The 22421-nt window shown below is 65.9% G+C and carries 13 protein-coding genes; 5 read left to right on the top strand and 8 right to left on the bottom strand.

Features of this window, described 5'->3' with window-relative positions; all coding sequences use genetic code 11:
• Together I55_RS39150 and I55_RS24695 are read right to left on the bottom strand one after the other, a co-directional pair.
• The gene (locus I55_RS39150; RefSeq protein ID WP_044563376.1) at positions 1–978 is read right to left on the bottom strand and encodes a DUF459 domain-containing protein; all 978 of its coding nucleotides are present in this window, start codon (positions 976–978) and stop codon (positions 1–3) included.
• A 131-nt stretch (positions 979–1109) separates the two neighbouring features.
• Positions 1110–1562, bottom strand: coding sequence for a lysozyme (locus tag I55_RS24695; protein WP_044563374.1), 453 nt, complete (start codon positions 1560–1562; stop codon positions 1110–1112).
• A gap of 268 nt (positions 1563–1830) precedes the next feature.
• Here I55_RS24695 and I55_RS24690 point away from each other — a divergent pair, with 268 nt between their 5' ends.
• The 4 genes from I55_RS24690 to I55_RS24675 all read left to right on the top strand — a co-directional run bounded on the left by I55_RS24690 (position 1831) and on the right by I55_RS24675 (position 6649).
• Positions 1831–2514 (top strand): SH3 domain-containing protein, encoded by a 684-nt coding sequence (locus tag I55_RS24690; protein WP_044563372.1) that lies wholly within the window; start codon positions 1831–1833, stop codon positions 2512–2514.
• 194 nt (positions 2515–2708) lie between these two features.
• Positions 2709–4295 carry a sodium:solute symporter gene (locus I55_RS24685; protein ID WP_044563371.1) on the top strand — a complete coding sequence of 529 codons (1587 nt, stop codon included), beginning with the start codon at positions 2709–2711 and terminating at the stop codon, positions 4293–4295.
• 153 nt (positions 4296–4448) lie between these two features.
• Positions 4449–5468: a LacI family DNA-binding transcriptional regulator gene (locus I55_RS24680; protein WP_044563370.1), complete on the top strand. Its 1020-nt coding sequence runs from the start codon at positions 4449–4451 to the stop codon at positions 5466–5468.
• Between the two features lie 119 nt (positions 5469–5587).
• On the top strand, positions 5588–6649 hold the full coding sequence (locus tag I55_RS24675; protein ID WP_159107267.1) for a methyltransferase domain-containing protein: 1062 nt from the start codon (positions 5588–5590) through the stop codon (positions 6647–6649).
• Positions 6650–6720: 71 nt separating this feature from the next.
• Here I55_RS24675 and I55_RS24670 read toward each other — a convergent pair whose 3' ends face one another.
• The gene (locus tag I55_RS24670; RefSeq protein WP_085940101.1) at positions 6721–9105 is read right to left on the bottom strand and encodes a glucan 1,4-alpha-glucosidase; all 2385 of its coding nucleotides are present in this window, start codon (positions 9103–9105) and stop codon (positions 6721–6723) included.
• A 420-nt stretch (positions 9106–9525) separates the two neighbouring features.
• Between I55_RS24670 and I55_RS24665 the strand changes: the two genes are divergently transcribed.
• Entirely contained in the window at positions 9526–13224 is a 3699-nt protein-coding gene (locus I55_RS24665) for a VWA domain-containing protein (protein ID WP_159107266.1), read from the top strand.
• A gap of 58 nt (positions 13225–13282) precedes the next feature.
• On the opposite strand, the gene I55_RS24660 is transcribed toward I55_RS24665, so the two are convergent.
• The 5 genes from I55_RS24660 to I55_RS24640 all read right to left on the bottom strand — a co-directional run.
• A complete protein-coding gene (locus I55_RS24660) occupies positions 13283–15361 on the bottom strand; it encodes a glycoside hydrolase family 97 protein (RefSeq protein ID WP_252181304.1) in 2079 nt (692 codons plus the stop codon).
• A 46-nt stretch (positions 15362–15407) separates the two neighbouring features.
• Complete coding sequence (locus tag I55_RS24655) at positions 15408–17042, bottom strand: alpha-glucosidase family protein (RefSeq protein WP_044563367.1); 1635 nt, start codon at positions 17040–17042, stop codon at positions 15408–15410.
• A complete protein-coding gene (locus tag I55_RS24650; RefSeq protein ID WP_199902707.1) occupies positions 17039–18892 on the bottom strand; it encodes an alpha-amylase family glycosyl hydrolase in 1854 nt (617 codons plus the stop codon). Before I55_RS24650 ends, I55_RS24655 begins: the two co-directional genes overlap by 4 nt.
• Entirely contained in the window at positions 18889–20451 is a 1563-nt protein-coding gene (locus I55_RS24645) for a tryptophan halogenase family protein (RefSeq protein WP_252181303.1), read from the bottom strand. Before I55_RS24645 ends, I55_RS24650 begins: the two co-directional genes overlap by 4 nt.
• Positions 20452–20688: 237 nt before the next feature.
• On the bottom strand, positions 20689–22421 hold a 1733-nt coding region (locus I55_RS24640), incomplete at its 5' end, for a TonB-dependent receptor domain-containing protein (RefSeq protein ID WP_044563366.1).

Raw genomic sequence — 22421 nt, 5'->3', positions numbered from 1 at the left:
TCAGAACTGCCGGGTCGCGGTGCCACCCGCGAGCACGCCGGAAGGGGCCACAGGGATGGTCGCGGGCCCGGCGGCCGGAGACGCCGTGCTAGGGGACGCGGTGGTGGGACGGGGTCTGGCCGGCACCGGCCGGGACGTGGTGGCCGCTGGCGTCACCCCGGGCACGGCCGTGGCGGGGCTCATGGGGGCGGGGGTCAAAGGAGCGGGGGCCATGGGGGCAGGCGTCACCGCCGGCTTGGGCGCCGCCTTGGCGGTGGGGGCGGGCGGCGGCTGCACCCGGGTCAGCACCTTGGTCGCGATCAGCTGATAGCCATAACCCGTGAAGTGGATGCCGTCGTCGGACCGCAGCTGCTGGCTTTTCTGCCGGCTGTCGTCAATACGCGCCATGAAGTTGCCGTCGGCATCGAGGTAATCCTGGTACAGCGGCATGAAGACCGCGCCGTACTTCTTCACCTCCGCCTCATAGAGGCCGCTCATGAACTTGGCGTCCTCATTGATTTCCGTCTTGCGCATCACGGGCAGACCCACCCAGATGGTGGTGACATGGTGGTCCTTCAGGGTCTGCAACAGCCAGTCGATACGCTGGGTGTAGACGTTGGTCCAGCCCGGCGACTTGAATAGGTAGCCCTTGCGGTTCTCATCCCGCACGCCCTGCATGTCGTTGGCGCCGAACATGATGATGGCGTAGCCGCCCTCCCCCGCCTCGTCGATCTGCCGGGCGGTTTCCGCGCGCCAGTTGACATAGTCGGGACGGGTAAGCCCGGCCCCCAGCTGGGACCGGCGCAGCAGGCGGACGTCGGGCGCCGTCTTCAGGCGCTCATAAAGGCCGCTCCACACGCCGTCGGCCAGGGAATCACCGTAAACGGAAATGGTGGCGATAGGCGCGCCCGGGGCGGCCGCCTGGGGGGCCACGGGTTCGGCATGGGCGGCGCACACGCAAAGGAACACGCTGAAGACAAGAAAAACCAGGCGGTTCATGAGCGCCCCTGACAACCGAACCCATTAATCCGATGATATATGCCGATGGCACAAATGTGCCACCGGCATCCTCATACCGGGACTTCCGGCGCCTGTCACGTGCCGGCTGGGGACGGCATGGATAGGGATCCTCAGCAGGGGGTCAAAAACAGCGCCTGTTCCCTCTGCCGGCGGGCCGCCAGGCCGGGCAGGGGCACCAGCTGGCCGTTGACGTGGGCCTTGTCCCAGACCAGGAACTGGTCGGCGGCACCGGCATAGTCGCCCTGGTTCAGCAGGCGCAGCAGGGTGGACTGGCTGAGCGAGCCGATGCCCAGGTTGAAGACGAAATCCGTCAGCGCGGCGTATTGGTTGTCATTCAGCGGCACGGTCACCACCTGCGTCACGCCGTTGCCGGCCGTGGCCAGGTCCTGGGCCAGCAGGGTCATCGCCTGGGCCTGGGTGATGGTCAGTCCAGGCGTCACGTCCGGCCCGGTATGGCCATAGCCGATGGTCAGGCGCCCGGCCGGGCACAGGTAGGCGGTCAGTTCCAGGCCTTCGGACTGTTCGGTCAGGGCGATGCCCGCCGCGTTCACGGCTCTGCTCATGTCAACTCCACACCCCTAAAGATGTACACCCCGGGCGTGCCTTTACGCCCTAGACTTACCCGTCGCCGAACCCAAAAAGCGGGACGTCCGGGCGTCAATTTGCCCAAACGGTTGCAAAACTCCGCCTTTAGGCCGCCATCCTTTGGGCACATTGGGCGCAGAGTATCGGCACCATATTATCAGTCCCTTAAGGCACCGCCCGCCCCACCCGGCGCGGACGGGGTACCCCACCGGATAGAACCGGCCTTCACGAGAAAGGTCCCACGAAATGCGCCGTCTTCACCTGGTCGCCGGACTGTTCACCGCCCTTATGGCCCTGCCCGTCGCGGCCAAGGCGGAGTACGCCTACACCGCCACCGGCACCATCCTGCGGGCGGGACCGGGCGGCGGCTATCCCGCCATCGCCAGCCTGCCGCCCGGCGCGCCGGTCAACGTCTATGGCTGCCTGTCCGGTTGGTCATGGTGCGACGCCGACTTCCAGGGTTATCGCGGCTGGATCTACGGCGGCAGCGTGCTGTACCCCTACCAGGGACAGCGGGTATATCTGCCGCAATACGGAGGCACCATCGGCCTGCCCATCATCACCTTCTCGTTCAACGATTACTGGGGCCGCTACTACCGCGACCGGCCCTGGTTCAGTGAACGCCACCGCTGGGAGCGCATCGCCCCGCCCCGTCCCATCTATCATCCGGGCCATGAGTTCCGCCCCGGCCCCGGCCCGGGCCGCCCGGGGTGGGATCATCACGACTATCGCCCGGGCCCAGGCCCAGGCGATCATCACGACCACCGCCCGGACGACCACCGCCCAGGTCCCGGACCTGGCCGTCCCGGCCCGGGCCCGGGCGGGGACCATCATGACAACCGTCCTGGTCCCGGGCCGGGCGGCGGCCACGGTGGGCCCGGCGGGGATCACCGGGGCGGCGATGACCACGGCCCCCACCATCAGCGCTGAGCCACCCTCAGTCCCTTTCCTCCATCGGGCGGCCCCAACCGGGGCCGCCCTTTTCGCATACGAATTCTTATTGTGGTCCGCCCCCCTTCCCGTGCCATGAAAGATGGAATGGCTGGACTTGCGGCTGATGGACAAGACACCGCGCGCGACGAAAAACAGCGCGGGCGAAAACGAAGAACCAGGGAGGGGACGGCATGGTGCCGGTTGCGGGCATGGCCTGGATCGACTACGCCATCGTGGCGCTGTATCTCATCGGCATCATCAGCCTGGGGCTGTACCTGGCCCGCCGCCATTCCTCGACCGAGGATTTCTTCCTGGCGTCGCGCGGCACCACCTGGCCGGTCATCGGCCTGGCCCTGCTGGCCTCCAACATCTCCTCAACCACGCTGATCGGCTTGGCGGGTGCCGCCTATGGCACCGGCATCTCGGTTTACAACTATGAATGGATGGCGGCGGCCGTCCTGGTGTTCTTCTGCGTCTTCTTCCTGCCCTTCCTGCTGCGTTCCAAGGTCTACACCCTGCCGGAGTTCCTGGAGCGGCGGTACAGCGGCCTGGCGCGCAGCTATTTCTCAGGCCTGACCCTGTTCCTGAACCTGGTGGTGGACACGGCCAGCGCGCTTTACGGCGGCGCCCTGCTGTTCAAGATCCTGCTGCCCGACGTCCCGCTGTGGGAGATCGTGATCGTCCTGGCGGTGTCGGCGGGCATCTACACCATCGCCGGCGGCCTGCGGGCCGTGATCTATACCGAAACCATCCAAGCCGTCCTGCTGCTGACCGCGTCCGCGATCATCGCCGTGCGCACCTTCCTGAAGGCCGGCGGCTGGGACGCGGTCATGGGCGCCGTCGATCCCGCCAAGCTGTCGTTGATCCGGCCGCTCAGCGATGCGGCCGTACCCTGGCCGGGGTTGCTGACCGGCGTGCCGCTGCTGGGCTTCTATTTCTGGTGCACCAACCAGTTCATGGTGCAGCGCGTGCTGTCCGCCAAGGATGAGAACCATGGCCGCTGGGGCAGCCTGTTCGCCGGCGCCCTGAAGCTGCCCATCCTGTTCCTGATGGTGCTGCCCGGCACCGCCGCCATCCTGCTGTACCCCAACCTGAAGTCGCCGGACCTGGTGTTCCCCACCCTGCTGTTCGGCCTGCTCCCGGCCGGCCTGGTGGGCCTGGCGGTGGCGGGCTTCATGTCGGCGCTGATGTCGTCCATCGCCTCCACCTTCAATTCCGCCTCCACCCTGTTCACCATGGACTTCGTGCGCCGCTGGAAGCCGGAGATGCAGGGCGCGGCCCTGGTGCGGGTGGGCCGCCTGGCCACCCTGGTGATGGCGGTGGCCGCCATGGCCTGGGCGCCGCAGATCGAGCATTTCGGATCGCTGTGGCAGTACCTGCAGGTCATCATCGCCTATGCCGTGCCGCCGGTGATGGCGCTGTACCTGGTGGGCATCTTCTGGCGCCGGGCCAACGCCGCCGGGGCCGCCGCCTGCATCGCCGCCGGCGTGCTGGGCGGTGCCGCCCTGTTCGTGGCCAACACCGTGCTGGACGTGGTCAGCATCCACTTCCTCTATGTGGCGCCCCTGCTGTTCGTGCTGTGCGCCGCCGTTCTGGTGGCGGTCAGCCTGGCCACGGCACCGGACGGGGCGGAGAAGTCGGCCGGCCTGGTCTGGACGCCCGCCTTTTTCCGGGAGGAGACGGCCCGCCTGGCGCAGGAGCCCTACTGGCGCAACTACCGGGTCCTGGCCGGCCTGCTACTGGCCGCCACCGCCGTCATCGTCTACACCTTCCGTTGAGGGATCTTCATGGGCGACCCGATGCGGGTGTTGCCGCCCGGCACCATCCGGACTGACCTAAAGGATCCCGAACCGCGACGCGCATTGCGGGGCCGCGGACCGGGTTGCTATCATCCGGCCCCAGGGGAGCACCAAGAGGTCGGAACCAAAGGGATGCGGGTCAAGCGTCCGACATCGTTCGATATCGCCGAACTGGCCGGCGTGTCGCAGTCCACCGTGTCCCGCGCCCTGCGCAACGACGCGATGGTCAGCGAGGATACCCGGCTGCGCGTGGCCCAGGCCGCCCGCCTGCTGAACTACAAGGTGGACGTCAACGCCCGCAACCTGCGCTCACAGAAGACCAATACCCTGGCCCTTCTGCTGTATGAAGACCCGGTGACCAGCCAGTCGCTGATCAACCCGTTCTTCCTGTCAATGCTGAGCAGCATCACCAAGGCGTCGGCCCGGCGCGGCTATGACCTGCTGATCAGCTTCCAGCAATCCAGCGATGACTGGAGTGCGGACTACGCCGCGTCCAAGCGGGCCGACGGCCTGATCTTCCTGGGCTATGGCGACTATCTGCGCTACGTCGACAAGATCAGCCGCCTGGATGAGGTCAGCACCGCCTTCGTGACCTGGGGCCCGGTCGTGCCCGGCCAGCCGGGGCACTTCATCGGGTCGGACAACAGACAGGGCGCCCGCGCGGGCGTGCGTCACCTGGTGGCCCGGGGCCGCAAGCGCATCGCCTTCCTGGGTGACATTTCGGAGCATTGCCCCGAATTCCGCGACCGCTACAACGGCTATGTCCAGGCGCTGGAGGAAGCGGGGCTGCCCGTGATCGAGGCGCTGTACGCCGACGCCGCCGCGTCGGAGGAGGTCGGCCACCAGGCCATCCTGGACCTGATCGACCGCGAGGGGCCGATCGACGCGGTGTTCGGCGCCTGCGACCTGCTGGCCATCGGTGCCATGAACGGCCTGCGCGAGCGGGGTTTACGGGTGCCCGAGGATGTGGCCGTGGTGGGCTTCGACGACATCGTCGCCGCCCCCTTCACCTCCCCACCCCTGACCACCATCCGCCAGGACACGGCGGCGGCGGGGGAACTGCTGGTGGAAAACCTGCTGCGCCTGATCGACGGCCGTCCCGTCGAGACAACGCAGATCGCCACCAGCCTGGTGGTCCGGAACAGCGCCTGACCCACCCTGTTTAGTTGCGATATTGCGCATGTCCGGGTGCTTGCGGTATGCCGATGGGGGGCACCGCCAGATGCGCCGCCGGGGGGCGGCCGGGCGCCCTGCCCTCACGGGAGTCGGATGTGCTGCAACGACCCAGTCACGGGCAATCCCTGATCTCCATGCTGATGGATCTGGCGGCCCCGGAAACCCGCGCCGCCGGCCTGGCGGAACTCCAATCCCAAGGCTATCTGACCCCCGAGCTACAGGACGTCTGGACGGCCGAACTGTCCAAGCCCCGCTACACCAGCCGCCACCTGAGCGGCATCATCGCCCCGGAGCGGGTGCGCATCCAAAAGCTGCTGCGCCAGGTGGGGGGCGAGCTGACAGCCGTCAAAACCCAAACCGTCATCGCCAATTTCTCCCGCGCCCTGGAGTTTGCCGGGCACGGCCATCGCCTGGAAGCGGCGCGCATCCGCCAGTCGCGCATCCTGGATTTCGGCTCCGGGGTATGGTCATCCCTGTCGGCGGCCATCATGCTGTACGCCATCGGCTTCGCGCAGGCCGACGCGTTCGAACCCTTCCCCATCGGGCCGGACATGGTCACGGAAAGCGTTTTCGAAACCATCCGCTGGCTGTACGAGACGCCGGCGTCCTTCGCCTTGCTTGGTGGCACACCGCAGGAGATGAAGCAGCGGGTGGCGGCCCTTGACTTCACCGACCTGGAGGAGAAGTTGACCCGGCTGAACGACGGCCCCGGGGTCGTCAGCTTCGGCCCCGTCCGGCTGTTCAACAACACGGACATGATGGAGAACGGCCACTACGACCTGGTGTGCAGCAATTCCGTGCTGGAACATGTTGAGGACATGCCGGGGTCGCTGGCCCGCCAGCGGGAAATACTGAAGGACGACGGCGTCTGCGTGCATACCGTGGACTTCACCGACCATCGCGCCATCGCCCCGGACCAGGATATCGCCGACTCCTTCCAGATGTACTACGACGGCATCCTGGACGAAGTGAACGGACTGAGGGCCGGTGACATGGAAGCGTTGTTCATCCTGGGGGGCTTCCAGGGCGCCACGGTGCATCTGGTAACCGCGCCGGAGGGGTATGTCGACCAGAGCCGGGTGGTCGAGCGCTTCGCCCATTACTCCCTGAGCGACCTGTCGGCGGCCGTGAACAGCTATGTGCTGACGAAGGTCTGAAACGGCCGACACCACCGACCTGACAGGCTGCGGCTCCCGGGGCCGCGCGAGGCCCCGGGAACGGCCTGCCTTCAGGGCTTGGTCGCGTAGCGCACCGCGACCGGGGCGTACATGTCCCAGACCCCGCCGTCGTGCAGGGAACGCAACAGCTTCACATATTCCGCGTGCGCCCAGGCCAAGGGCGTGGCGCTGTCGGTGCCGGCCCCCGCCTTGTAGCCGCGGCCGCCGTCGCTGCCCACGCCATCCCACACCTGTTCCGGGATCATCAAGCCCTGGTTGGCGAAACGCTCCAGGGCGCGGACATAGGTCGTGCGGATGGCGTTCACCTCCGCCGGCTTGGCGCCACCGGGCCTGGCCGCCGCCAGCGCCAGTTCATAATGCCCGCGCTCCCCCGTCAGCAGGGGCCAGACACGGCCGCGCTGGGTCGGCGTGGAGGTGCCGCTGACGGCGTAGTTGGCGCCGTTGGCCCGGTCCTCGCCATAGCCATCATTGCCGTAGCGCCGCCACCCGGGATAGGCGGTGGTGTCGCCGTCGAAATGGAAGGTGTATTTGACGCGGAGGTTCTCCGGCAGCGTCTCGTCATCCAGCACGGCCAGGCTGGCCTTGATGACGGGGTCGCCGGGTGCGCGCACGCCATAGCGCACCAGCTCCAGGAAGCCGCCATCGACGTAGGCGTCCTCCGTCAACGCCTGCTGGCCGTTGCGCACCGCCAGCGGCGTATGGGCGTTCGGCTGGCCGGTGGGCGCGATGCGCAGGTAGTATCCGGCCTTGCTTTCCTTGGGCGCCAACTGGCCGTTGGTGGTGACGGTCGCCTTCTCCAAACCGGCGGAGTAGGCGTCGGCGGCGGCGTAGTAGCGCTTCACCGCCGCCTCGTCCCCCGCCTGGCCCGCCAGCTCCGCCGCCGCCGCCAGCCCGGCGATGACCGCCGCGGTGGTGGAGGGGGAGTTGCCGGCCTGTTCCTCCCAGCGTTCCTGCTGGGTCGCGGGCGGGCGGATGGTCTCCTTGTTCCAGCCGATGCCGGCGGTGCCGCCCTTGACCAGGAAGTCGGCGGCGGGCTTCACCATGCTGGGGTAGAGCGCCGCCACGTCGGCGTCGCTGATGACGCCGTTGCGCCACAGGCGCCAGGCCAGCATCAGGGGCATGGCCGTCTGGTCCAGCTGCACCCCCACCCATTCCGGCGTGCCGTCCACGTGCGTTTTCTGCAGGAACCAGCCGCCATCGCCATGGTTGCCCGGCGTCTTCGGCCCCACCTGGATGGTCTTGAGATAGCTCAGTGCCGCCTTGGGCGTGTCGGTGTCGCCCAGCGCCAGCAGGGCCATGGCGCACTGGTAGAAGTCGCGCGGCCAGACGGCCTTGTAACCGGTCGCCGGCTTGTCCGCCTTCTGGGTGTCGCCCCAGGGGGCGGACAGGGAGGCGATCAGCGCGCCGGGATGGGTCTTGTCCTCCTGCGCCTTCAGCACCAGGGCGCTGGCGTACAGCAGCTTGCCGCCGTCCATCGCCTCCTTCGCCAGGTCGGGCAGGGGCGCCAGCTTGGCCTGGTAGCCTTCCCAGCCGGCGTTGTAGGCGGCCAGCACGGCGTCGTGCCCGCGCTTCAGCGTGGCGCTGGCGGCGGCGTCCGCCGCCTTGGCGCTGTCGCCGAAGCCGACGACGATGTCGAAGGTAGCCTCCCCCGTCACCGGCGCCAGGGCGCCGGCCAGGGCGACGTTGCCGGCCTTGTCGCCGGTGGTGGTGTAATCGGCGTCGAGCTTGCCACCGGCCTTCAGCTGGCTCAGCCCGTCGGAGGCGCCGACGAAGCCCACGCTGGCCGCCTTGAATCCCTGGGCCGCGCGCACCACCAGGTGGCGGCCGCCCTCATAGGCATGCAGGGCGCCATCGATCACATCGGCCTTGTCGCCACCGCCGGTGCCGGCCATCTGCGGGTCGACCAGCAGATAGGGGGTGACGGTGCCCCCCTTCAGCGCCCGCACCGTCACACGCACCACCAGCGTATCGGCGGCGGGGTCGGTGAAGACCTGCTTCTCGATCTCGTACTTGCCGTTCCTGGCCTTGTTGGCGACGCGATAGGCCAGGGAGCGCGGACGGCCGGCGGCATCCACGTCCAGATAGCTGGTGGTGCTGTCGGTGTCCGCGTCCTCCACATCCAGGAAGCCCTCGCCCTGGATGGCGAACTTCAGCTCACGCAGTTGCACCTCATGGATCAGGCCGTACATGGTCTCCGTGACCACGCCCTTGGCCAGCGAGAACCAGACGCGCGACGGCACCGCCTTGCCGGCCTGCGCGCCATAGGCGTGATACGCGGTGCCGATGCCGGTCTTGCCCGCATAGGCCCCCATCGCCGCCTGTCCCGGCGCGCCCGGCGCCACCCCGGCCAGCGCCGTGGTTCCCATGGTGGAGGCCAGCAGCATCGCCACCAGCGCCATGGCCCGTTTCCGTCCCATCATCTTGTTGTTCGTCATTCCATCACCAGGCTCAAAAAGACAGCAGGCCCCACTGTCCCCCGCAGTGCACCGCACAAGGCCTTGAATACGTATGGGACGCGCGGGACGGAAGGAGGAAATACGTATGGGGGCGGCGGCGATGGCGGGCAGGGCAGGCGCGCGCTCTGATCAGTGGATGGGAGTTTCCCTCAAAAGGTCGAGGAACAAGCGCGATGACCATCACCGCGAGAACGACATTAATGCAACTTTAAGACATTATTAATTGCGGAAATGTCAATGAATGCGCTAAGATGGTATACGGTAATATTTTTACACGTAAATGACCAAGCGGTTCTCTTTAGACTCCCAAGAACGACCCCCATTCCACCCTCCAATTCACCAATAAAATTGAAATGATGATCGTCGAAATTTACCAAGAAAAACGAAAGGAATATGAAAATGACATCTGTATCTAAACTAATGAGCGCCATATTCGCGATGGATTCGTACAACAGGGGATATGACGAAGGCATTGATATCGGTGGCCCTAATAAGCTGGGAATTTACGATATAAAGACAGATTTTGGTCTTTTTGATTATCTCAGCGGTTTTTATGCAACTGCCTACGAAAATGGAAGCGACAAGATAATATCGTATAGAGGAACGGATAATAGCGGAATATTATCAACAATTCAAGACATCATATTTGGATGGACAAGCGGCGCCGGCATTCTCGCTCCACAGGCGGCGATTGCAGAAAGCTTTTATAAAGAAATCACAGGGCATTCAATATTTGATGGAAGAGACAATAATGTTCTTCTAACCGGGCATTCTCTTGGCGGTGGCCTTGCCGGCTATATAGGAGCACTTTCCGGCGATGATGCCATCGTTTTCGATACGATGCCTTTTTCAGCTGCAGCTCTAAATAGATCTATAAATGAAGACGTAACTCGCTCATTTACAGATTTCCTAGCCTTGCTAACTGGAGCTACACCAGCGGGCTCGGTACCTTTGCCAAACGCTTCCAATGTACAGTCGATAGCCATATCGGGCGAAATTCTAACAACCGTCAGGGATTTGGCCCCAATAGGCGAAGCCGCAACCATTACCGCATTGTTGACTCCCATATTAGGTGCCTCAGAGGCTCTTGTATTGGGTAATGAGGCAGCTGCCCTTGCTGCCGCAATTGCAGCACAATCGCCTAGCATCGCGATTGACGCCCACGCGGATGGCCAATCCTCAACTCATCTCCATAGCATGGCCTTGATGGTGCTGCAGCAATACGCCATTGCGACGGATCGGACAGCATGGACCAATATAGGCACTCAACTGGCAAACGCGTATTTCAATCCCGCCATCGGAGAGGCCTTTGGGCTAAAGGCAGGAGTGACAGGCACGGCCTCTTCCGACGCTCAGTTGCTGAGCATGATTGCCTATTCCGCCGTCGAGAATGGCGAAACGCCTTTCGGTAACACGGGCATCAAGGCCCTATTCGACGACGCTGATGAACTGGGCCAACTCGCAGCGTCCGGCCTCTCCGGCGCGCTCACCGGCGCCACCGTGACCACCGACTTGGCTGATATCATCGTGGAGTACGCGGGCCTTCTGGCCAAAGGCAAAGATACCGATCTGTCGCATACGAGCGGCGTCCTGACCTACGATCCGACAAAGGCCAGTCTCACGGCCAATCTTTCCAGCGCGATCTGGAAAGATGTCACAGCGGCGAACATCGTCGGCCGAAGCGATTTGCTCACCACGCTGGCAAGCGGCATGACATATCTGCCGAGCACGGACAGCGTCGACGACCTGGTTCTGGCGACGACGAATGTCGGCTCCACACTGACAGCGTCCGGCACCCTCACTTCCAGCGACAGCGCGCTGATCATTGGCAGCAGCGGCAACGACAGCATCACAGGCTCCGCCGGTAATGACATTCTGGTCGCCGAAGGGGGACAGAACGTTCTGGATGGCGGCGGCGGCACGGCAGACGCCGCTTATTTCAGCGGCGACGCCATCGACTACGACATCATCCACAATCCGGATGGTTCCTGGTCCGTCAATCACGTCCGCAACGGCGGTGACGACAGCACAGCCACCCTGACCAACATTGAATACGCGGCCTTCGGCGATGGCCAGAAATTCGCCCTGCAACCCAATGCCATTCTGGATCAGACGGATTTCGCCTTCGTCATCGACACCACCGGCAGCATGGGCCCGTACATCGGCGGGGTGAAGGCCGATGCCATCAACCTGATCAATACGCTGTTCACGAACGGCAATACGGACGCGCATATCAGCGTCATCAGTTTCAAGGACCCGGACGAGGGCGATCCGAACGCCGTGGTCCTGCCTTTCACCACCCAGACCGACCTGGATGACCGGGAAAGCGCGGCGCTCAGCGCCATCAACAGCCTCTATGCGTACGGTGGCGGCGACACACCGGAGGCCGACAATGCCGGCCTGCTGCTGGCCCTTGACGGCAGCGCCGGCCAGTGGCGGGACTCTGCCGCCGTGCGGCGCATCGCCCTGTTCACGGATGCGCCGGTCAAGGACACGTACCTGGCGGAAACCGTCAGCCAGTACGCCCATAACCTGGGCGTGACCATCAGCGGCCATACCATGGGTACCATCCCCATGGGCACCAGCGTTGACACTTTCTCGATCTCGGCGGCCGCCACCGGCGGCGCCAATTTCCAACTGCAGATCTATACGATTCAGGTCGGATACGACTCCTCGGCCACCGCCAGCCTTCAGGACATCGCGACGGCAAACGGCGGCACATTCTTTTCCGCCCCGTCGCCCAGCGACCTCACCGAGGCACTAACGCGCATCATCATTGCACCACAGATCAACGGGGCCGTTGCCGGCCAGGTGATCAGCGAAACGGATGCAGTGACACCCTTTGCGGGCATCACCCTTCTGGATCCATCCGTGGGTGAGACGGAGACGGTGACCGTCACCCCATCGTCGTCCTTGAACGGTACCTTCACCAATCTTGGTGGCGGCAGCGTCAATGCGACAACGGGCGTCTACTCCATCAGCGGATCGGTCGAGGCCGTAACCAATGCCCTGGCTAATCTGGTGTTCACCCCGACCCGTCATCAGGTGGTTCCAGGCGCGTCCGTCACCACCAGCTTCACCGTCACGGACTCCTCAAGCAGCGGCGCCGCCGGCAGCGACAGCAACACCAGCGTGACCGTCTACGCTACCCTGGACAACCCGGTGATCGCCGGCACCATCGCCAACCAGGCGGTATCGGACGCGGGCTCCATCCGGCCATTCACCGGCGTCACTTTCGCCCAACCGGATTTCGGCCAGACCGAAACCGTGACCATCGCCCTGTCCAACGCGAGTAACGGCAGTCTGTCCAACCTCGGCGCAGGCAGTTACGATCCCACGACCGGCATCTATGCGATAACGGGCACAGCGGCCGCCGTCACCAGCACCGTGTCCAACCTGGTCTTCACGCCGACCAGCCATCAGGTGGCACCGGGGTCATCGGTAACCACCGGGTTCACCATTACCGACACCTCAACCAGTGGCGCTGGCAGCAGCAACGCCGCCACCAGCGTCGTCGCCACCGCCGCCGCCGTTCCGGGCTTCTCGGTTCTGGATGCGTCAACGGGCCTGCCGCTACCATCCGCCGTTCATCCCTATACCGGCCCGGTCGCCGGCATCGCCAACGAATATCTGAACTTCACCCCGGACAACTTGGTCATCGCCGCCAGCACGGATAACTGGTTCATTCATTCCGGTGACGGCACGGACGCCATTTCAGTGCAAAGCGGCACCAACGTGCTGGATGGTGGCGCGGGGTCCAACTTTCTGGGCGGCGGCAGCGGCATAGACACATTCTTCATCGACGACCGCAGCCCTTCCTCCGATATTTGGAGCACAGTGGTCAACTTCGGCGCTGGTGATGCGGTGACCGTGTGGGGAATTACGCCAAGCGGATCGGACTCCCTCTGGGCGGACAATGAAGGTGCCGCCGGCTACCAGGGACTGACACTGCACCTGTTGACCACCGGCCACCCCAGCGCCTCGTTGACACTGACCGGATTCACCAAGGCGGACTTCGACAGCGGCCGGCTTTCCCTCAGCTACGGAGCCGATCCAGCCGGCACCAATCCTTATCTGTACATCCACGCCAACGGTTAAGGACAGCTCCCGGATAGCGTGCCAACCGGGGCCGCGCGGCGGGTCAGGCGGTCGTGGCTCAGCGCCCCTTCCCCGCCACCAGTTGCACCGCCGCCCCACCGCCGCGCGCCAGCGGCAGGGTCAGCGTGTCGCCCTGGTGCACGGTGCGGTTCTCGACCGTCATGGGGTGGCCGTCGGTGTGCCAGTCGGCGTTGGGGCCGTCGCGATAGATGTGAGCGGTGTAGTCGCGGCCGGCGTCCAGGAAGTCCAGGGCCACGGTCAGGGTGCGGGGCTGGTCGTCGCCCACGCTGCCGATGTACCAGTCGTCCCCCCCATTGGCGTTATGGGCCCTATCCTTGCGGGCGAAGGTGGCGTACTGCCCAATCTCACCGTTCAGCACCCGGGTGTCGGACCAGTCAACGGGCACCGCCTTGATGAAGGCCAGGGCGTCGGGATACTTGGCGTAGTTCTCCGGCAGGTCGGCCAGCATCTGCACCGGGCTGTAGAGCACGACATACAGCGCCAATTGCTTGGCCAGGGTCGAGGCGATGGGGGTATCACCCTTCCCGCGCAGGCTGACGATGCCGGGGGTGAAGTCCATGGGGCCGGACAGCATGCGGGTGAAGGCCAGCGTCGCCTCATGGTTGGGCGGGTTCTTCGGCTCCCCCCACGCATTGTATTCCATGCCCCGCGCCCCTTCCCGCGCCACCCAGTTGGGGTAGGTGCGGCGCAGGCCCGTGTCCTTGATGGGCTCATGGCTGTCGATGGCGATGTGGCGCTTGGCCGCCTCCGTCACCACCAGCAGGTGATGGCGGGCCATCCACTGACCGTCATGCCATTCGCGCAATTGCGTGCCGTTGGGATCCACCCGTTCCACCTGGCCGGCGTCGGCGACGTAGCCGGTCTTGATGACGCCGATGCCCAGGCCCTGGGCATAGTCCAAGGCCGCGCCTAGTTGGCTTTCGTAATGGCTGACGCCACCGCCCGTCTCATGATGGCCGACGATGCTGACGCCCTTGGACTTGGCGTAGGCGGCGACGCCGGGCAGGTCCAGGTCGGGCGTCGGCTTCTTGAAATCGAAATCGTTGCCGTTGCCGAACCACTGGCCGTCCCAGCCGACGTTCCAGCCCTCCACCAGCACGCCGGGGATGCCGTTGGCGGCGGCGAAATCGATGTAGCGGCGGACATTGGCGGTGGTGGCGCCATGCTTGCGCCCGGTGGACCAGGTGCTGCGGTCCAGGTGCATCTCCCACCACACGCCCACGAACTTCTGCGGCGTGAACCAGCTCACATCGCCCAGCGTGTTGGGTTCGTTCAGGTTCAGTTCCAGGTGCGACTGGTAGAGGCCACCGGCGCTGTCGGCGAAGATCAGGGTACGCCAGGGCGTAGCGAAGGGCGCTGCGCGCACCACCTTGGCCCCTTGCGCGCCCGGGGCCAGCACGGCCTTGAACCGCGTGCCCTCCACCCGCCGCAGCCACATGGCGGAATAGTCCACCAAGGCCGCCTCGTGCACCGCGATGTGGGTGCCGTCGGCCAGGCGGATGGTCAGCGGCGTGTGCGCCTGGCCAACCGCGTCCGGGCTGGTGTGCTGGTACAGGTATTCGTACCGGTTCCACTCGCCCCCAGGAATCCACCACGCCTCTCCCTTGCCAGCGACGGCGAACTCCGTCAGTTCGTCGGCGATGCGCACGGTCTTGAGCTGGGGTTGATCGGGGAATTCGTAGCGGAAGCCGACGCCGTCGTCGTAGACGCGAAACACCACGTCCAGTTCCCGCGCGGGCAGTTCCCGCACGGGCGCCGCCTTTTCCTTCAGGCGCACCCGCAGCTCATTGAAATGGTTGGCGATGGTGCGCCATTCGCCCCAGGGCTGCTCCCACGTCTCATCCACCGTACGGGTGGACTGGCCGGCCAGGGCGAAGCCGCGTTCCATCTTGGGCTGGTCGGTGAACAGGAATCCCAGGCGGGAAGGGGCGACGATGTCCGTCCCACGCCGGGTGATGGCGTAGGCTGGGCGCCCCTCACCATCAAGCTCCACGCGTACGGCCAAGGTGCCAGCGGGCGATGCCACGGTGGCCACGACCTTGGCCGTTTCCGCCAACGCCGGCACTGCCACCAGCAGCACCGCCAAAGCCGCCAGCGCCCACAGGCGCGCCATCATGCGCATCATCCCGCCCTCCGTTTTATTCTTTTGCGGTCACAGCCCCTCAGGGCCGCGACAGCACCAGCCCACCAAAGGGCGGCAAGGTCCAGCCCTGGGTGCCGGACTGGGGCTCGCCCACGGCATGCACCACCGGCCAATTAGCGCCTTCGGGTGTTGTCCAGGCCTCGGGCCCGAAGTTGAACAGGCACAGCAGCGTCTCATCCCCATGGCTACGCTCGAAGGCCAGCACATGCTCCCCCGCCTCAACGAAGCGCATGTCGCCCACGGCCAGCGCCTCGTGGGCCTTGCGCAGGCCCAGCACCCGGCGGGTCAGCGCCAGGTGGGACTGGGGGTCGGCCTGCTGCCGGTCCACCGCCAGGGCGTCATGGTCGGCGCCCACCGGCAGCCAGGGCTGGGCCGTGCTGAAACCGGCGTTGGGGGCGCCGGAGGTCCAGGGCATGGGCGTGCGGGCGCCGTCGCGGCCCAGGGTCAGGGGCCAGTTGGCGATGGCCTCCGGGTCCTGCAACTGCTCGAAGGGGATGGCCACCTGGGTCAGCGCCAATTCCTCCCCCTGGTAGAGGAAGATGTTACCGCGCAGGGTGACCAGCAGCAGCGCCGCCATGCGGGCGAAGGCCGCGCGGTCGGCCGGCTTGGCCCAGCGGGAGACGCAGCGCGGCGCGTCATGGTTGGAGAAGGCCCAGCTGGGCCAGCCCAGGCCGGGCTCGTCCGGCCACAGCTCCAGCGCCTTGCGCACCAGGGCGGGCGTCAGGGTATCGGCATAGAGGAAGCTGAAGTCGTAGGCGCTGTTCAGCCGCCGGTCGCCGGCGGTGAAGGCCTTCATCTCCCGGTCCGCGTCGGGGCCGCCCACCTCCGCCACCGTGAAACGGTCGCCGCCGTAGCTGTCCAGCACGCCCCGGATGCGTTCCAGGAACTTCGGGATGTCCGGGTGGGACATGTTCTTGGAATGCAGCTGGAAATCGAAGGGCCGCGTGCGCACGGCGTGCGTATCCGGGTTCACCGGGTTGTCGGTGAAATCCTGATCGTGCATGGAGAAATTGATGGCGTCCAGGCGGAAGCCATCCACCCCCCGGTCCAGCCAGAAGCGCGCCACGTCCAGCAGGGCGTCCTGCACCACCGGATTGTGCACGTTCAGATCCGGCTGCTCGGTCAGGAAATTGTGCAAGTAGTACTGGCGCCGGCGCGCATCCCAGGTCCAAGCCGGGCCGCCGAAGACGGATTGCCAGTTGCAGGGCGGCGAACCGTCGGGCTTGGCATCCGCCCAGACGTACCAGTCGGCCTTGGGATTGGTGCGGTCCCGCCGGCTTTCCTGGAACCAGGCGTGCTGGTCGGAGGTGTGGGAATAGACTTGGTCGATAATGACCTTGAGGTTCAACTCATGCGCGCGGGCCACCAAGGCGTCGAAGTCAGCCAGGGTGCCGAACAGCGGATCGACATCGCGGAAATCGGACACGTCATAGCCGAAGTCCCGCATGGGGGAGGTGAAGAAGGGCGACAGCCAGATGGCATCCACGCCCAGGCTGGCGACATGGTCCAGATGCCGGGTGATGCCGGGCAGGTCGCCCACCCCGTCATTGTTGGCGTCGGCGAAACTGCGCGGATAGATCTGGTAGATCGCCGCCCCGCGCCACCAGGGTCGGGGGCCGCCCGGTCCGGTATGGGTGGGGTGTTCCATGGTCATGAAGCCTCTCCAGATGCGCAGACAACGTAATCAAGCGGGGCCACCTGGACAGCATAGCTGCCAGGGGCCGTTGGGGCAGGGCCGCATCGGCCGTGCAGGGCGGTGAAACTGGTCCATTGGCTGCCGACCTCAACCTGGGCGTTCACCATCTGGGTCGAGGTGTTGACGGCCACCAGCACCTCCCGACCCGCATCGGGCCCAGAGGCGGAAAGGATACGGGACACGGCGAACAGACCCGGCTTTTCGCTGGCGAAACGCAGGACGCTGCGGCCGTGGCGCAGGGCGGGCTCCGCCTCGCGCAAGCGGGCCATCTCCGCCAGGGCTTTATAGAGCGGGTGGTCCGGGTTGAAGCTGGGGGTGGCCGTGGTGGCGGTGGCCCCCACCAAGTGTTCCGCGTTGTAGGCCGGGACCCGGCTGCCGAACATGTCCTCACGGCCCGCGCGGTCCTCCCCCCCGCTGAAGCCCTGCTCATCCCCAGCATAGACCACGGGGACGCCGCGCTGGGTGAACATCAGGGCGTTGGCCAGGATGACGCGTTTCAGGATCTCATCCTCCCCCGCGTCGGGAAAGGCCTTGCGGGCGAAGAAGGCGAAGCGGCCGTGGTCGTGGTTGCTGACGAAGGTGGGCAGCTGGCGCGCCGCGTCCTCACCCCCCTCATACAGGGCATCGCCGTCCAGCATCAGGGCCAGCCGGTCGGTGCCCTTGGTGCCCGCAACCGTATCGACCACGGCGCGGCGGAAGGCGAAGTCCAGCACCGCCGGCAGCTTGTCCACCCGGGTGTGCCGGGCCAGGATCGCCACCCGGCCATCGGTGTCCGCCACCTCGCCAAAAATATGAAAGTGGGGGATGCCCCGGGATTTGGCACGCTCCAGCATGGCGGGCACGAAGGCTTGCCAGAATTCCGGATTCACATGACGGGTGGTGTCGATGCGGTAGCCATCAATGCCGTAGCGGTCGATCCAGCCGCCATAGATGTCGATGAAGCCCCGCACCACGGCCGGATGCTCCGTCATCAGGTCGTCCAGGCCGCCGAAGTCCCCATCAAGGGAGCTTTCGCCCTTGAAGGTGGAGTTGCCACGATTGTGGTAGTAGCGCGGATCGTTCAGCCAGTCCGGCACCTTCACATGCGCCTCGGCCGCCGGCACGACGGGGGTGTAGGCGTAGGCGGGGTCGGTCAGGTGGGCGAAGTTATCCTCCGTCCGCACGTCATCGCCCCGAAAGCCGGCGTTGATAGCGGGACCGCTGACGCCGCCCTTGCGGGTGTAGGGGTAGTCGGCCTTGGAGCGATAAGGGCAGGGCTTCCCCTGCCCGTTTACAGGGGCACACTCCTTGTACTGGATGACGTCGGCGGTGTGGTTGATGACGATGTCCAGATAGACCTTCATGCCACGGGCGTGCGCCGCGTCCACCAGGGCCTTGAAGTCGTCGTCCGTGCCGAAATGCGGATCGACATGGGTGAAGTCGGTGATCCAATAGCCGTGATAGCCGGCGGACTGGTGTCCTGGGGCACCCTGCACCACCTTGTTCTTGAAGACGGGCCCCACCCACAGGGCGGTGGCGCCCAATCCCTGGATGTAGTCCAGCCGCCGGATCACGCCCTTAAGATCGCCGCCATGGTAATAGCCGCTGTCGGTGGGATCGTAGCCGGTCACCGAGCGGTCGCCCGTCAGCCCGCCCCTGTCGTTGGCGGTGTCGGCGTTGTCGAAACGGTCGGGTAGCAGGAAATAGACGATTTCATCCTCAGCCAGCCGGTCGCGGAAGTCCGCCGCGCGGGCGGCCGACGGCAGGGCCCCGGCGGCGATGATCATGGTGGAGGCAAGCAGCGCCAGGCGGCGGTTGAACGCTTTCATGCGGTCCTCATAAGGCTGTCGGCCTTGCAGTTCCGGGCGATGAAGTCGGCGTGGGTGGGCATGGCGTCCACCTCCCGCGCCACGGCCGCCTTCATGTCCTCCAGGAAGCCGCGCAGATCCTCCGGCGACAGCTGGTCGGCCAGGGGGTGATGGTCGCGCGGCCAGATGCCCTGGCCCAGGAAGACGTGCAGCCAGCTGACCTCGCTGAACAGTTCGTCATGGTCGCGGGAGACGCGGCCCAGGGCCTGGAAGACGCGGATTCGGCGCGCCAATTCCGCCGGGATCTCCCGCACCCGGCACTCGCGCCATAAGGGGCTGTCCACCCGTTCCGTGGCCGCGTAGTGCAGGATGATGAAGTCGCGGATGCGCTCATACTCGATGGCGGTGGCGCGGTTGTATTCCTCAACCACCGCCGGATCGACGCCATGGTTGGGCAGCAGGGTGATGAGGCGGGAAATGGCAGACTGCACCAGGTGGATGCTGGTGGATTCCAGCGGCTCCAAGAAACCCGACGCCAGGCCCACGGCCACCACGTTGCGGTTCCAGAACCGGCGCCGGCGGCCGGCCGTGAAGCGCAGTTGCCGGGGTTCGGCCAGCGCCTCGCCATCCAGGTTGGCCATCAGGGTGGCCGCCGCCTCGTCATCGCTGACGTGCCGGCTGCTGTAGACGTAGCCGTTGCCGATGCGGTGCTGCAGCGGGATGCGCCATTGCCAGCCGGCGGGCCGGGCGGTGGAGCGGGTGTAGGGCGTGAACTCCCCCCCATTGGCGCAGGGCACCGCCCAGGCGCGGTCGCAGGGCAGCCAGTGCGACCAGTCCTCGAACCCGGTGTTCAGCGCGCCCTCGATCAGCAGGCCACGGAAGCCGGAGCAGTCGATGAACAGGTCGCCGCGCACGCGGGTGCCGTCCGCCATTTCCACCGCGTCGACGAAGCCGTCATGGGACCGCAGCACGGTGCGGACGATCTTGCCCTCCGTTCGCCGCACGCCGCGCTGTTCCGCGAACTGGCGCAGATAGCGGGCGTAGAGGCCGGCATCGATGTGGAAGGCGTGGGCCAGGGGCTCCAGCGGGCTCTGCCGCCGGGGATCGGGCCGGGCGAAGCGGCCGCGCCGGGCCGCCACGCTGTTCAGGATGTAGGGTTCCCAGTAGTCCGTCATGCCCAGGCGATGGGCCCGCAGCCAGAAGTCCTGGAAATGGCCCAGGCCCAGCGGCCGGCCGAAGGCGCCGAAACTGTGCAGGTAGCGGTGGCCGGGCCGCAGCCAGTCCACGAATTCGATGGCCAGCTTGATGGTGCCCTGGGTGTGGCGCAGGAAGTCGTTCTCATCCAAGCCCAGGGCGCGGTTGAACACGCCGATGGGGGGGATGGTCGCTTCTCCCACCCCCACGGTGCCGATCTCCTCCGATTCCACCAGGTGGATGCGGTGGCCGCCCGGCCCCAGGATGTGGATGAGCAGGGCCGCCGCCATCCAGCCGGCGGTGCCGCCGCCGACAATGACGATGTCGCGGAGGGCGCCGGTCCCCTGCCCGGCGTCCATCTTCTCAAGCGCGGGGGCGGTCGTCATGGGCCTGTGGTCCGCATCGCTGGTGCCGGGTGGGGCGGGCGGGTTGGCCATGGGCGCCGGCATGACGTGCCGCGGGTGCCCATGGCCAACCTGTCCGGGTGTCCGGGACGGTGGGGGAAAAGGTGAGGCGGGCCAGGGTCCACCTGGGCCCGGGCCCGCCTCACGAGGGCTCGGGGAGAAAGGTCGAGAAGCGCCCCGCCGGCACGGACACCGGCGGGAAACCCCAACCCTATCGGTTCAGTACTTGTAGGAAGCACCGAACAGATAACGCGTGCCGTACTTCTGGTACCGCCAATTCTGGGTGGCATCACCGTTGTAGTAGGTGATGACCGGCTCATCCGTCAGGTTCTGGGCCTGCAGGACCACGGACAGGCCCTTCAGCGCGCCTTCGGTGAAGTCGTAGCTGACCTGGGCGTCGACCAGCGTCTCCGGCACCGCCATGTCGAACTCGCGCCCCTGGCCGAAGCCCGTCTGTTCCGACAGGTAGCCGGAGCGGTGGGTGACCGAGACGCGGGCACCGAAGCCGCCGTTCTCATAGTAGAGCGTGCCCTGCTCCGTCCATTTGGAGTAGCCGGCCACCGGCAGGGTGCTGTTGCCGCTGCCCACGCCCTGCGACCCCGCCTGCAGGTCGGTTTCCGTCCAGCCGGCGGCACCGTTGATGCCGAAGCCCTGCAGCTTGGACCACACCAGGTCCAGCGGCATGGCGAACGCGGCCTCCACGCCCTCGATCATGCCGCCCGCACCGTTCACCGGAACGGTGACATAGCCGAAGTTGGTGGCCGGCGTGGCGGCGGAGTTGGTGTTGATGCCGGTGAAGTCGGTCAGCGTGCTCTTGTTATAGATGTTGTTTTCCAGATGCTTGTAGAACGCCGCCAGGGACAGGTAGCCGGCCTTGTTGAAGTAGTATTCGTAGGACAGGTCGACCGCGTCGGCGTACCAGGGCTTCAGGTAGGGATTGCCGCCGGTGCCGCTCCACGGGCCGTTGTTGGGATTGGAAATCCCGGCCTTGGAGGCATCGAAGCCGTAGGACAGGTTGGCCTGCATCTGGTCCATGCGGGCCCGCATCATCTCACGGGCCGCCCCCAGGCGGATCTGGTGGTCCGGGTTGGGTAGGGCGAAGGCCAGGTTCAGGCTGGGCAGCAGGTCGGTGTAGGCGACGCCCTGGGTGCGGTCCTGGTACTTGTTGGCGGCGACGATGGCGACGCCGGTGGACGACTGGTCGGTATGGACCAGTTGCAGGCCGACGTTGCCTGTCACCTTGATGGCGCCCAGGTTGCCGTCCAGGTCCGCCTTGACGAAGCCGGTCGTCACCTTCTCATCCACGGTGTAGTGGCTGTCGCTGGTGCAGTTGGCGCGGTACTGGGCGCAGGGGACCAGGCTGTAGACGCCGCGGGACAGCAGTTCCACCGGGTTGTAGGCGACGGTGTTGCCCAGGCCGATCCAGCTGAGGTCGGCGGTGCCCACCATGGCCCAGGACGGAATGGTGGCGCTGGCGCCCTTCACCCCGGTGAGGGGATCGACGGCGGCGGTCAGGTTGGACGTCAGGGTGACGTACCATTCCGGCTGGTAATATTCCTTGTTGCGCTCGGTGTAGTTCACACCGATGTCGATGTCCTTGAGCAGGCCGAAGTCGTGGAAATCCTTCTTCAGGTCGCCCTTCAGCGAGTACAGGTCATCATGCACCCGCGGCTTGTTCAGGTAGCCGTTCTGGGCATAGGGGGTGGTGCCGCCGTTCCAGTTATTGGGATCGGTCAGCTTGATCAGGTTGGGATCGGCGTAGTTCAGGTTGTGGGTGTACTGGTAGCCGGCGACGTCGGTGCCGACGTTCTTGAAGCCGATGGTGTCGGTGGCGCCGGTGGAACCGCTGGAGCCCGTGCCGAAGTAGGATTCGAAACGGGTGGTGGTGCGGTCGGCCAGGCTGTAGCCGGCGTCCAGGGGGCCGGTCCAATCCCCCTTTGGTGTACTGGCCG

The sequence above is a fragment of the Azospirillum sp. B4 genome (assembly GCF_000333275.1).
Lineage (GTDB): Bacteria > Pseudomonadota > Alphaproteobacteria > Azospirillales > Azospirillaceae > Nitrospirillum.
Note: the sequence above shows the minus strand (reverse complement) of the source record. Positions and strands in the feature narration are given on the sequence as shown.

Excerpts from the sequence above, each read along its gene's own strand:
- I55_RS39150 (WP_044563376.1), bottom strand. The coding sequence starts at position 978 with ATGAACCGCCTGGTTTTTCTTGTCTTCAGCGTGTTCCTTTGCGTGTGC.
- I55_RS24695 (WP_044563374.1), bottom strand. The coding sequence starts at position 1,562 with ATGAGCAGAGCCGTGAACGCGGCGGGCATCGCCCTGACCGAACAGTCC.
- I55_RS24690 (WP_044563372.1), top strand. The coding sequence starts at position 1,831 with ATGCGCCGTCTTCACCTGGTCGCCGGACTGTTCACCGCCCTTATGGCC.
- I55_RS24685 (WP_044563371.1), top strand. The coding sequence starts at position 2,709 with ATGGTGCCGGTTGCGGGCATGGCCTGGATCGACTACGCCATCGTGGCG.
- I55_RS24680 (WP_044563370.1), top strand. The coding sequence starts at position 4,449 with ATGCGGGTCAAGCGTCCGACATCGTTCGATATCGCCGAACTGGCCGGC.
- I55_RS24670 (WP_085940101.1), bottom strand. The coding sequence starts at position 9,105 with ATGACGAACAACAAGATGATGGGACGGAAACGGGCCATGGCGCTGGTG.
- I55_RS24665 (WP_159107266.1), top strand. The coding sequence starts at position 9,526 with ATGACATCTGTATCTAAACTAATGAGCGCCATATTCGCGATGGATTCG.
- I55_RS24660 (WP_252181304.1), bottom strand. The coding sequence starts at position 15,361 with ATGATGGCGCGCCTGTGGGCGCTGGCGGCTTTGGCGGTGCTGCTGGTG.
- I55_RS24655 (WP_044563367.1), bottom strand. The coding sequence starts at position 17,042 with ATGACCATGGAACACCCCACCCATACCGGACCGGGCGGCCCCCGACCC.
- I55_RS24650 (WP_199902707.1), bottom strand. The coding sequence starts at position 18,892 with ATGAAAGCGTTCAACCGCCGCCTGGCGCTGCTTGCCTCCACCATGATC.
- I55_RS24645 (WP_252181303.1), bottom strand. The coding sequence starts at position 20,451 with ATGACGACCGCCCCCGCGCTTGAGAAGATGGACGCCGGGCAGGGGACC.